Source organism: Pseudomonas sp. SST3, from assembly GCF_003325755.1.
In genome coordinates this window covers 48,711-60,150 of the sequence record NZ_QORI02000006.1, presented here as the reverse complement: position 1 = coordinate 60,150, position 11,440 = coordinate 48,711, and the positions used below count along the sequence as shown (strand labels likewise).

Below are 11,440 nucleotides of genomic sequence, written 5' to 3'. Positions count from 1 at the left end.
CTCCGTCAGCGGGTCAGCAACAGGTCGAGGGTGCCGCTTACGCCCAGTGTGTCCAGGCGCAGCAGGTTGCGCTCGAAGGCATCGCGGAACGCGAGGGACCGGGGGATCTGCGTGCCGAAGATCTCTTCGCGGCCAAGTAGCCGCTCAGCCAGGCCTTCGTCCTCATCGACCAGCGATTGGCAGAATTCCGCACGCGGATCGAGGATCCGGTACCGATCACCGTTCTCATCGATACCTCTGAGATAAAGCGCCCAGGCAGCCACCACCAGCGCGGCGCGATCCAGCTCGGCGTTTTCGGCAATGAGGCGGTTGATGGTCGGAACCGTGAATTTGGAAAACTTGGAAGAGCCGTCCGAGCACACCCGCTCCAGCTGATCGGCGATGGCACAGTTCGAAAAGCGTTCGATCAGCGTCTGCTTGTACTGCGCGAGGTCGATGCCCGGTACCGGTTCAAGCTGCGGTGTCACGTCCTCGTCCATGTAACGGCGGATGTACTCGACGAATAGCGGATCGGCCATGGTTTCATGCACGTATCGGTAGCCACGAAGGACGCCCAGGTAGGTCAGCGCAAGGTGGCTGCCGTTAAGCAGCTTGATCTTCATTTCTTCGTAGGGCGCGACGTCGTCTGTGAATTGCACACCGACCTTTTCCCAGGCAGGGCGACCGGCGACGAACTTATCCTCCAGCACCCATTGCACGAAGGGTTCGCACACGACCGGCCAGGCATCGTCGACCCCGTGCTGTTGCCTCAATGCCTGGCGATGGGCGACGCTCGTCATGGGCGTAATGCGATCAACCATCGCGTTGGGAAAACTGACGTTGCGTTCGATCCAGGTGGCCAGTTCGGTGTTGATCAGGCTGGCAAACGCCAGCGTTGCCTTGCGGGTAACCTCTCCGTTATGCGGCAGGTTATCGCAGGACATTACGGTGAAGGGCCCATTGCCTGCATCGCGGCGCTTGGCCAAGGCTGCACAGAGCAGCCCGAACACGCTGATCGGGGTGTTTGGATGGGCCAGGTCGTGTTGGATGTGAGGCAGCGCGGCATTGAACTGGCCGGTACTCTCATCCATGCAGTAGCCGCCTTCGGTTATGGTCAGCGAGACGATGCGGATCGCCGGATCGGCCAACCGGGCAACTACCGCCTCGGAGCCGTCCCGAGTGACCAGCAGCATGTCGCGGATGCTCGCCATTACCCGCACTTCGGTATCCGGCCGGTCGTCCAGTTCGATCAGGGTGTAGAGATAGTCCTGCGTCGCCAGCGCGTCGCGCATGGTGATCTCATCGGCCCGCGTGCCGATGCCACAGATACCCCAATCGAGGCCTTCACCTGAGTTCATCAGGGCGTCGGTGTAGGCCGCTTCATGAGCACGGTGAAAACCGCCAACCCCTATGTGGGCGATTCCGGTGCTTATCGATTGAATGTCATAAGACGCGGCCGCCGATATGCGCCGGAAGCTGCGGCAGGTTCTGCTGGTTCAACTTCATTTCAGATCTCGCTGACTGAGCGTTCAGTGGAGCAGCGCTAGGCAACGCTGCCAGGTAGCGATGGTTGCTCCTGCAAAGGAGGGCCGGCTTCAGGCGACCTGCTGCAGCGGCTGGCCGACCGCCACACCGGCGCTGTCGAACAGGTGGCAGTGGGCGGCGTCCAGGGTTAGCTTCAACGATTCGCCGTAGCGTGGCGTGAAGTCGCCGCGGATGCGCATGGTCAGCGGCTCGTTCGCCTGAGTAATGACGTGGCAATAAGTGTCGCTGCCGAGTCGCTCGCTGACGTCGGCCTTGACCTCCAGCTGGCAGCTGCCGTCAGTGCTGCGATTGAGATGCTCGGGGCGGATGCCCAGCGTGACCGGATCGTTGACCGAGAGTGCCGCACCACCGAGTGGCAGATACAACCGGCATCCAGCCTCGAGCTCGACTTCACAACCGGCGGGTTCGGCCCGGCTGACGCGGCCCTTGAGAAAGCCCATCTTTGGTGTACCGAGAAACCCGGCAACGAACAGGTTGGCCGGGTGATGGTAGAGCTCCATGGGCGAGCCGACCTGCTCGATGCGCCCGCCGTTGAGCACCACCACCTTATCGGCCAAGGTCATGGCCTCGACCTGGTCATGGGTCACGTAGATCATGGTGGCCTGCAGCTCCTGGTGCAGGCGTGATAGCTCGAGGCGCATCTGCACGCGCAGCGCCGCGTCGAGGTTCGACAGGGGTTCGTCGAAGAGGAATACCTTGGGGTTGCGCACGATCGCGCGGCCGATGGCGACACGCTGACGCTGGCCTCCGGAGAGCTGGCGGGGTTTGCGCTCGAGCAGCGGCTCCAGTTCCAGCGTACGGGCGGCAGCCTCGATCTTGCGCGCCACCTCCTGCTTGTCGGCCCCGGCCAGGTCGAGGGCGAAGGACATGTTCTTGCGCACTGTCATGTGCGGATACAGCGCATATGTCTGGAACACCATGGCCAGGTCGCGCTTGGCCGGGCTGAGGTCGGTGATGTCGCGACCATCGAGTTCGATCTTGCCGCTACTGACTTCTTCCAACCCCGCGATCAGGCGCAGCAAGGTCGATTTGCCACAGCCGGACGGTCCGACAAAGACCACGAACTCGCGGTCGCGGATGTCCAGGTCGATGCCTTTGATGATCTCGTTGCCGTCGAAGCCTTTCTTCAGGTTATGAACTTTCAGGTCTGCCATGTTCGAATCCTCTGTTGTTCTTTTCGGCCGGCGGCGTTATTTCACGGCGCCGAACGACAGGCCGCGGACCAGCTGTTTCTGGCTGATCCAGCCGAATATCAGGATGGGGGCGCAGGCGAGGGTGGAAACGGCCGAAAGCTTGGCCCAGAACAGCCCTTCGGGACTGGAGTAGGACGCGATCAGCGCGGTCAGTGGTGCGGCGTTTGATGAGGTGAGGTTCAGCGACCAGAACGCCTCGTTCCAGCACAAAATCAGTGACAGCAGCATGGTCGAGGCGAGGCCGCCTTTGCTGATCGGCAACAGCACTCGAACCATCTCCTGCATCAGGGTGGCGCCATCCATTCGCGCCGCTTCGAGGATGTCGCGGGGAATGTCCTTGAAGTACGTGTAGATCATCCAGACCAGGATCGGCAGGTTGATCAGTGTGTAGATAACGATCAGCACCGTGCGGCTGTCGAGCAGGCCGAACTGTTTGGCCAGCAGGTAGATCGGCACCAGCACGCCCACCGGCGGCAACATCTTGGTGGAGAGCATCCACAGTAGCGTGCCCTTGGTCCGCTTGGTCTCGTAGAACGCCATGGAGTAGGCGGCGGGGATCGCAATCAGCATGCCCAGCGCGGTGGCACCGAAGGAAATCGTTACCGAGTTCCAGGCGTATTTGAAGTAACCGCTGCGATCTTGGATCTGCAGATAGTTCTCCAGTGTTGGCGTAAAGATGAACTGCGGTGGCGTGGCGAAAGCGTCGATCTCGGTCTTCAGGCTGGTCAGAATCATCCAGAAGATCGGGAAGAACAGCAGCAGCGCCACTGCCCACGCGAACAGCCCGACCACCAGGGTATTGAGGCGGCGACTTTGTTTGAGCGTCAGCATCGGTCTGTCCTCAGTATTTTTCGGTGAGATTCTTGCCGAGCATCCGTACCAGGATGATCGCCGCGATGTTGGCGATGACCACCGCGATCAGGCCGCCGGCCGATGCCATGCCGACGTCGAATTGCAGCAGCGCTTGGTTGTAGATCAGGTAGGCAAGGTTGGTCGATGCGTAGCCGGGGCCTCCGCTTGTAGTGGTGAAAATCTCGGCGAATACGGAAAGCAGGAATATGGTTTCGATCATCACCACCACGGCGATGGGGCGTGCCAGGTGGGGTAAGGTCAGGTGCCAGAAGATCGCGATCGGGCCGGCACCATCGAGGCGGGCGGCTTCTTTCTGCTCCTGGTCGAGCGACTGCATGGCCGTCATGAGGATCAGGATGGCGAAGGGCAGCCATTGCCAGGAGACAATGATCACAATCGAGGCCAGCGGATGTTGTGCTAGCCAGTCAATCGGCTGTGCCCCGAAGAACTTCCAGACGGCGGCGAGAATCCCCGAGACGGGGTGGTAAATCAGGTTCTTCCAGACCAGTGCGCTGACGGTTGGCATGATGAAGAACGGCGAGATCAGCATGACGCGGACGATGCCGCGACCGGCGAAGTCTGCGGCCTCCAGCAACGCGGAAATCAGCACGCCAAACACCACGCTGATCAGCAGTACGCTGCCAACCAGAATCAGCGTGTTGGTCATGCCGGGCATGAAGCCGGCATCGGTCAGGAAATAATGAAAGTTCTCTAGCCCGACGAAATCGTTTTCGCCGGGATAGAGCAGGTTATAGCGGATCACCGAGAAGTAGACGGTCATCGACAGCGGCACCAGCATCCACAGCAGCAACAGCGCAACGGACGGGCTGACGAGGAACCAGCTGGGGCCGAACCGGCGCGGCTTCCGCTCGCTCGGCTCGCGTGCCGTATCGGTAAGAGGTGCCTTGGGCAAGGCTGTGGATGTGGTGGCCATGGGTGTGCTCCGGCTGAAAGAAGGCCATGAGGGCTCGGGCGAGCCCTGTCTGGTGTTCACCTCCTGCTAGGAAGGGGCGATGCCTACTTGGGATAGCCGGCGCGCTTCATTTCGCGCGTGGTCGACTGCTGCACGGCGGTGAGCATCTGCTCGACCGGCATCTGGCCGGTGAGGGCAGCTGAGAACATCTTGCCGACCTGCGTACCGATGGCCTGGAACTCCGGAATGGTCACCAGCTGGATGCCGACATAGGGCACAGGCTTGGCCGACGGTGAGGCTGGATCAGCCTGCTTCAGCGACTCAAGGGTGATCTTGGCGAACGGAGCGGCTGCCATATATTCGTCGCTGTAGGTCGATTCGCGAGTGCCCGGCGGTACGTTGGTGACGCCGTCGGTCTTGGCCACCAGTTCGGCATAGTCCTGCGAAGTGGCCCATGCGGCGAAGGTCTTGGCTGCTTCTTTCTGCTGCGAGCTGGTCGGGATCGCTAGCGCCCAGGAGTACAGCCATGCCGAGCCTTTATCGGTAGCTTGTTGCGGTGCAAAGGTGAAGCCGACTTTGTCCGCAACCTTGCTTTGCGATGTATCGGTTACGAAAGAGCCAGCCACGGTGGCATCGACCCACATGGCACATTTGCCGCTGTTGAACAATGCGAGGTTCTCATTGAAGCCGTTGCTGGACGCGCCCGGCGGGCCGAATTTGCTCAGCAGGTCCACGTAGAAATTGGCTGCCTTGGCCCACTCTGGTCCGTTGAATTCCGGCTGCCATTTCTCATCGAACCAGCGCGCGCCGAACGAGTTTGCGACGGTAGTGACCAGGGCCATGTTTTCGCCCCAGCCTGCTTTGCCGCGCAGGCATATGCCGTATTGCTCTTCGCCTGGCTTGTGCAGCTTTTCGGCAAACTCCGCCATTTGCGTCCAAGTTGGATGTTCCGGCATGTCCAGCCCGGCCTGCTGGAACAGATCGGTGCGGTAGTAGGTCATTGAACTCTCTGCGTAGAACGGCAGCGCATAGAGGGTGCCATCGACCGACAGGCCTTCACGCACCGAGGGAAAGACGTCGTCGAGGTTGTAGTCATCGGGCAGATCGGTCATGGGGGCGAGCCAGCCCTTGTCGCCCCACAACGAGGCTTCATACATGCCGATCGTCAGCACGTCGAATTGGCCGCCTTGTGTAGCGATGTCCGTGGTCAGGCGCTGACGCAAGACATTTTCTTCCAGGACGACCCAGTTGAGGTCGATGTTGGGATGTTGTTCTTCGAAGGTTTTCGAAAGACGTTGCATACGGATCATGTCGGCATTGTTGACCGTGGCGATGGTCAGGCTTTCGGCGGCATGGGTCGCTCCGATCAAAGCGATGCAGGTGGTGCCGAGCAGCAGTTTGGCGATTTTCATCTGAAACTCCTCTTCCACCGCCAGGGCGACAGAAGCGCATATTGTTTTTGTTGTTGCTCGCATACTGCCGTACGAGCGTCTCGCGGACATTACAACGCCTTGAGCTTCGGCATTACAAAGCCCTGACTGCACTTCGACTGGTATTTTTTTGCACTTGCTTGGTGGCACCCATGAAGCTGCCTCAACGCCCCGCGACAGCGCACGCGGGCCCTGATTGCCGGGGCTGGCATCGTAGAGGTATGCAACGTTGCGTTGTTCCGACACGCTGGGAACGGAGAGGGCGGGGGCGACGATCCGTATCAGCCGGCGAGATTCTGTTCAGTCAGCCGTTGCTCGACCAGGCGGCGATAACATGAAGGTGTCATGCCTTTCAGTTGCTGAAAGCGACGGTTGAAATTGGAGAGGTTGTTGAAGCCGGATTCGAAGCAGATGTCCGTGACCGGTTTGTCGTTGTCCAACAGCAGCTCGCAGGATTTGCTGATGCGCAGGCTGTTGACGAACTCGACATAGCAACGCCCGGTTGCTCGCTTGAAGAAACGCGAGAAGTAGGTGGGCTTCATTCCCAGGTGGCCGGCGACTTCCTCCAGCGGCAGCTCGCGCATGTAGTTGTCGAAGATATAGTTCACCGCCATGTTGGTGCGATCGGCGTGATGCTCGTCGCCCAACTGGGCAGAAGTGGCTCCGGAGAGCAGCTGATAATCGTCGCACCCAGCCAGCAGCTCGAGCATGATCAGGAAATAACCCAGTCGAGTGGCGCCGCGGCTATCAGCAATCTGCTGCATCAGTCGTTTTGCTTGCGCAATGGTATGGGGACCGCGGAATTCGATGCCATAGCGGGAGCGCTCGAGCATGGGGGTGATGCTGCGCAGCTCCGCGAACACGCTATGGCCCGCCTCGAAAAGCTCATCGGTGAAGTTCACCAGCATGTCGCGTTTAGCGACCACCTCGCCGTCATCGACCTGACTGATCCAGTTGTGCGGCAGGTGCGGTCCGGTCAAAAACAGGCTGTCCGGGCCAAAGTTGCCGACATAGTCGCCGACGAATACCTTGCCCGAGCTGGCAATGATCAGGTGCAACTCGTATTCCTTGTGGTTGTGCCAGCGCACCAGCGGACAGGGGAATCCGTGCTCCCGGTAGATCAGTGAGTTACCGTGGTGATCATCCATCAGTTCGTATGATGGGTCGGAGATCTTCAACGCTTTCATGCAGGTTCCGTCGTCCTTAAGCACCTCTAGGTTTATAGACGCTCGCAAGGCTGCGGCCAACCGTTCAGTCAATTTCGTATCGGTATGGCAGTTCGGGGCCTCGTCTGGAACAGGTAATCGCAGCAGCCTGCACCGCGAAGCCCAACAATGTTTCCAGCTGACCCAGCTCCATCTTCGCCAGAGACGACGGACAGTCAATTCCGTTCTCGTGCAGATAGCTGAGCAGTGCGGCCTGGAAGGTGTCGCCAGCACCGACGGTGTCGCACACTGTGACGGCTCTGGCTGCGGCGTAGAGCTCGCCATGACGGCGACTGAACAGGTGCGCTCCGGCGCCCCCGCGAGTCAGCAGCACGAGTTCGCGACCTTCTTTCAGCCACCGCTGGGCGATGGATTCAGGTGCTTCGTCGGGATAAAGCAGCGCCAGGTCTTCATCGCTGACCTTGATCAGATGAGCGTGTTCGGCAAAGGCCTCGACCCGCTTGCGCCAGCGCAGCACATCCGGCTCGACATTGAGGCGAATATTCGGATCCAGGAAAATCAGACGATGAATGCTTTCCCGGCATACCAGCGCCAGCAGTGTGTCGGCGATCGGCGTGGTGACCAAGGAATAGGAGCCGACATGAATGCCACGAACCTCCTCGCCAAGCGGGGCGAGATGTTCAATGCACGGCAGGCGATCTGCACAGTCTTCACCACGAAAGCTGTATATCGGCACGCCACCGGCTCCGAGTGCAACCATGGCGAGCGTGGTCGGTGCGTCGAAGGTCACCAGATAACGGCCGTCGACCCCTTCGTCATCAAGTACTTGCCGCAGCTGCTGGCCCAGGTGGTCGTTGGAAATGCCGGCGAACAGCGCGCAGGGGGTGCCGAGCCTGGCCAGGCCGACGGCCACATTGAAGGGTGAACCGCCCGCAACCGCCTCGAGATTCAAACGGTTGCGACGGCTGCCCGCTGGGGTAGCAAATATGTCGAACAGGGCTTCGCCACAGACCAGATACATAGGTGATTCCCGCCGCTGGAAATCCCGAGAGCTTAATCGTCAGCTGCATGTCGGGACAGTACGAGGCAGGCAAGCGACCGATACGATCTTGCACTCGGACTCGGCAATTCAGTACAGCCAGATCTCGACTCGTCTGTTCTTGATACGGCCACTTTCGCTGTTAGACGCCACTGGAATACTGTCGCCTAAGCCATTGATATCTTTGACGAGCACTCCCTCACGGGACAGCTCCCGGCGAACCGCCATCGCTCGTAGCTTCGATAACAATGCGGTACGCGCCGGGTCACCTTTTGCGTCCCCGAAGCCCACCAGTACTGCCGCGTTCATCGTTTTGCCGGTTTTCTGCAGATAGTCGACCAGGCGTCCCACATCGCGCTGAGCCTTGTTATCCAGGCGCGCGCTGCCTTCAGCGAAGCGGAAATTGACTGTCAGTCGCTGCGCCTCGTTCGATAGTGCCTGGTAAAGCGGCGGCATGTTCGCCTGGCCCGGCAGCTTGATCGCCGTGATCGCCTGGGCGATATAGCCGGACTTTCCGACGATCGCCTGGCCGGCGGCGCTGTGGACGAAATCGAGATAGGCGCGGGTCCAGTCTGATTGCTGGCTTGGGTTGGCGTAGAGGAACAGGCGACGTGACAGGGGGTAATCTTCGGTCGCAACCAGCGCCGTGGAAGGTAGCATGGGCTGCGAGTCACCATCGGCGATTGCCAGTGCTTTGGAGCTGCCGACCGAGGCCAGTCCGACGAACCCGATCGCACCGGGACGGGTGCCGACCACTTTCGATAGTTGGTCGTTGGATTCGTAGCGTGTGGCGCCACCATCGAGGGCCTTGTTCTGGCTGCCGAGCACCAACTCCTTAAAGGTATCGTAGGTGCCTGACTGGTCGTCACGCGCATGGAGCTCGACCAGATGGTCATCGCCGCCCAGCTCCCGCCAGTTCTGAATCTCGCCGGCAAAGAGGCTGGCGACCTGCTCGACAGTCAATGATGAAACTCGGTTGTCTGGGTGAACGATGATGGCCAGGCCATCGATGGCGATGATCTGCTCGGCCCGGGCGCTGCGCAGGTCGCCCAGCTCAGCAAGGCTGTCGAATTCGCTGTCCTTTATCGGGCGAGATGCCGCTGCGAGATCGGCGGACCCGTCTTTCAGCCCGGCAAAGCCGGTCCCCGTACCATGAGCCGCAACCAGCGCATGGATTGTGCGACCGGCATCATCGATGGCGCTGATGCGCTGCTCGTTCTCGCGTCCAGCCGGGGCGATCCGTACCGAACTTAATCCCTGCGCTTCGAACAGTCCGGCGATCAGCATCGGCGCCAGCTTCGCGCCCACTGTGTTCGACCCGTGTATGCGCAGTACCGGGCTGCGGTCTGCTGGGAGCGCTGGCGTGGCGCCACTCACGGAAATCGGACCGGTGCTGAACAGGACGAGAAGTGCCAGGCACAGCACCCGTTTCCCTATGGTGCGTGAGGACGCAGAAAATGCCATGCAGCGACTCTCCCTTTCAAAGAAGCGGGGAGATTAAGACGCTTTGTTTACCGTTATGTGACGGTCGACCAGGACCTTTCCGGTATGAGCCTCGTGTCACGCTTCATCATGAGGCTTGGAAGTCGCGCGCGGTTGTGAGGCCGCGTTGGCGACGGTCAACTCAGTGCAATCCACACAGGGCAATGGTCAGACGGTTTTTCCATGCTGCGGATGTCGTAATCGACACCGCAGTCGGTGACGCGGTCATGCAGGCCGCTGGTGGTGAGGATCAGATCGATGCGCAGGCCCCGGCGCGGGTCGTCCTCGAAACCACGGCTGCGGTAGTCGAACCAACTGAAGCGGTCAGCGACCTCCGGATTGAGCGTACGGAAGCTGTCCTGCAGGCCCCAGCTCTTCAACCGCGCCAGCCATTCGCGCTCTTCCGGCAGGAAGCTGCATTTGCCGGTGCGCAGCCAGCGCTTGGCGTTCACCTCACCGATGCCAATGTCGCAGTCTTCTGGGGAAATGTTGAAATCACCCATTACCGCAACCGACTGATCGGGCGTGAAGCGCTGTTCGAGCAGGGCCTGCAAATCGGCGTAGAACTTGGTTTTAGCGGGAAATTTGGTGGGGTGGATGCGGCTTTCGCCTTGTGGAAAGTAGCCGTTCATGACCGTCACCGGCTGGCCGTCGCCGTCGGCGAAGCGGCCCCAGATGAACCGCTTTTGCGATTCCTCGCCGTCGCCGGGAAAGCCCTTGTGGATTTCCAGCGGAGCCTGCCGCGACAGCAGCGCGACGCCGTAATGACCTTTCTGACCATGGAAGTGGACGTGATAGCCGAGGGCTTCGATCTCGGCCTGAGGAAATTGCTCGTCGGCCACCTTGGTTTCCTGCAGCCCGATGACGTCTGGCTGATGCTTGTCGATAATCGCAGCCAGTTGATGAGGTCTTGCGCGTAAGCCGTTGATATTAAAAGAAACAAGCTTCATGGATTCAAGCTCCGACAAAATCGGGATTCTAATCGCTTCGAGCCCCCCGGTGCGAGCCGTATCAGCCGATCTGCCAATAACCCAGGTAGACGCAGCATGACTGCGATGCGGGTGCTAACGTGAAATCAGCGCTCTATTACAACAAAGGTCAAAAAGAGAATCACCATGCCGATGCCTGCTGAAGTACGAATGCTGGACAGTGGTTATGCCAGGGAAGCGCGCTCGCTTCTGTACAACGCCTATCGACACGAACCGACCTTCGCTTATCTGTTCGAATCCGACAGGCCCGGTTACGACCAGCGAGTACGCGCAACGGTGCGGGAATTGGTCAACCAGCACCTGCTACAGGACCAGCCCGCCCTGGGACTGCTGGTCGATGACCGACTGATTGCCGTTGCCTTGATCGCCCCGCCTCAGCGGCGTCTCGACATTACCGAGAGCTGGGCCTGGCGCATGCGCATGTTGCTGACGGCCGGCTTTCGCTGCACGCGCCGCTATCTCGACTACCACGCAGCAGTACTGGGCTGTCTGCCGCCGGGCTCCTTTCATGTGTTGCCGCTGATGGCGGTTCACCCGCAGTTTCAAGGGCAGCATTATGGCGAGCAGCTCCTTGAAGCTCTGCACAACTGGTGTGCCGCAGACACCACCTCGCAGGGGCTGGTCATCGACACCGGCAATTCCCGCTACCTGCACTTCTACGAGCGGCAGGGCTATCAGGAGATCGGCCAAGTGGCTATCGGCCCGGTGCTGGAACATGTGTTCTTCCATCCTGCTCCGCGCGAGGTCGAAGCCAATAGCGGTTAACGGCGAATTTTAGCGGTCACAGACAGTCCTACGGATGGACGTCTGACGAAGTGTTTCAATGCTCCCGCCTGTTGCCAAACGCGTTGC

The 11,440-nt window shown here is 60.1% G+C and carries 9 protein-coding genes and 1 pseudogene; 1 reads left to right on the top strand and 9 read right to left on the bottom strand.

The window, feature by feature from the left end:
- Nucleotides 1-5 precede the first annotated feature (5 nt).
- From DQ405_RS07830 to xthA, 9 genes and pseudogenes are all read right to left on the bottom strand, one after another.
- A pseudogene (locus DQ405_RS07830) lies at nucleotides 6-1,485 on the bottom strand (mannitol dehydrogenase family protein).
- A gap of 89 nt (nucleotides 1,486-1,574) precedes the next feature.
- A complete protein-coding gene (locus DQ405_RS07825; RefSeq protein ID WP_168423672.1) occupies nucleotides 1,575-2,678 on the bottom strand; it encodes an ABC transporter ATP-binding protein in 1,104 nt (367 codons plus the stop codon).
- A 36-nt stretch (nucleotides 2,679-2,714) separates the two neighbouring features.
- Entirely contained in the window at nucleotides 2,715-3,548 is an 834-nt protein-coding gene (locus DQ405_RS07820; protein ID WP_168423671.1) for a carbohydrate ABC transporter permease, read from the bottom strand.
- A gap of 10 nt (nucleotides 3,549-3,558) precedes the next feature.
- Complete coding sequence (locus DQ405_RS07815; protein WP_446730871.1) at nucleotides 3,559-4,368, bottom strand: carbohydrate ABC transporter permease; 810 nt, start codon at nucleotides 4,366-4,368, stop codon at nucleotides 3,559-3,561.
- A gap of 218 nt (nucleotides 4,369-4,586) precedes the next feature.
- Nucleotides 4,587-5,894 carry an ABC transporter substrate-binding protein gene (locus tag DQ405_RS07810; RefSeq protein ID WP_168423669.1) on the bottom strand — a complete coding sequence of 436 codons (1,308 nt, stop codon included), beginning with the start codon at nucleotides 5,892-5,894 and terminating at the stop codon, nucleotides 4,587-4,589.
- 299 nt (nucleotides 5,895-6,193) lie between these two features.
- Nucleotides 6,194-7,099 (bottom strand): AraC family transcriptional regulator, encoded by a 906-nt coding sequence (locus DQ405_RS07805; RefSeq protein ID WP_168423668.1) that lies wholly within the window; start codon nucleotides 7,097-7,099, stop codon nucleotides 6,194-6,196.
- 64 nt (nucleotides 7,100-7,163) lie between these two features.
- Entirely contained in the window at nucleotides 7,164-8,099 is a 936-nt protein-coding gene (locus DQ405_RS07800) for a carbohydrate kinase family protein (protein ID WP_168423667.1), read from the bottom strand.
- Nucleotides 8,100-8,207: 108 nt separating this feature from the next.
- Nucleotides 8,208-9,581: a substrate-binding domain-containing protein gene (locus DQ405_RS07795; protein ID WP_168423666.1), complete on the bottom strand. Its 1,374-nt coding sequence runs from the start codon at nucleotides 9,579-9,581 to the stop codon at nucleotides 8,208-8,210.
- Between the two features lie 155 nt (nucleotides 9,582-9,736).
- Entirely contained in the window at nucleotides 9,737-10,549 is an 813-nt protein-coding gene (xthA, locus tag DQ405_RS07790) for an exodeoxyribonuclease III (RefSeq protein WP_168423665.1), read from the bottom strand.
- A gap of 165 nt (nucleotides 10,550-10,714) precedes the next feature.
- Between xthA and DQ405_RS07785 the strand changes: the two genes are divergently transcribed.
- Nucleotides 10,715-11,353 carry a GNAT family N-acetyltransferase gene (locus tag DQ405_RS07785; RefSeq protein WP_168423664.1) on the top strand — a complete coding sequence of 213 codons (639 nt, stop codon included), beginning with the start codon at nucleotides 10,715-10,717 and terminating at the stop codon, nucleotides 11,351-11,353.
- Nucleotides 11,354-11,440: the final 87 nt, after the last annotated feature.

What these genes read in the sequence shown, in the direction of transcription:
- DQ405_RS07825 (WP_168423672.1), bottom strand. Translation starts at nt 2,678, where the DNA reads ATGGCAGACCTGAAAGTTCATAACCTGAAGAAAGGCTTCGACGGCAAC.
- DQ405_RS07820 (WP_168423671.1), bottom strand. Translation starts at nt 3,548, where the DNA reads ATGCTGACGCTCAAACAAAGTCGCCGCCTCAATACCCTGGTGGTCGGG.
- DQ405_RS07815 (WP_446730871.1), bottom strand. Translation starts at nt 4,368, where the DNA reads ATGCTGGTGCCGCTGTCGATGACCGTCTACTTCTCGGTGATCCGCTAT.
- DQ405_RS07810 (WP_168423669.1), bottom strand. Translation starts at nt 5,894, where the DNA reads ATGAAAATCGCCAAACTGCTGCTCGGCACCACCTGCATCGCTTTGATC.
- DQ405_RS07805 (WP_168423668.1), bottom strand. Translation starts at nt 7,099, where the DNA reads ATGAAAGCGTTGAAGATCTCCGACCCATCATACGAACTGATGGATGAT.
- DQ405_RS07800 (WP_168423667.1), bottom strand. Translation starts at nt 8,099, where the DNA reads ATGTATCTGGTCTGTGGCGAAGCCCTGTTCGACATATTTGCTACCCCA.
- DQ405_RS07795 (WP_168423666.1), bottom strand. Translation starts at nt 9,581, where the DNA reads ATGGCATTTTCTGCGTCCTCACGCACCATAGGGAAACGGGTGCTGTGC.
- xthA (WP_168423665.1), bottom strand. Translation starts at nt 10,549, where the DNA reads ATGAAGCTTGTTTCTTTTAATATCAACGGCTTACGCGCAAGACCTCAT.
- DQ405_RS07785 (WP_168423664.1), top strand. Translation starts at nt 10,715, where the DNA reads ATGCCGATGCCTGCTGAAGTACGAATGCTGGACAGTGGTTATGCCAGG.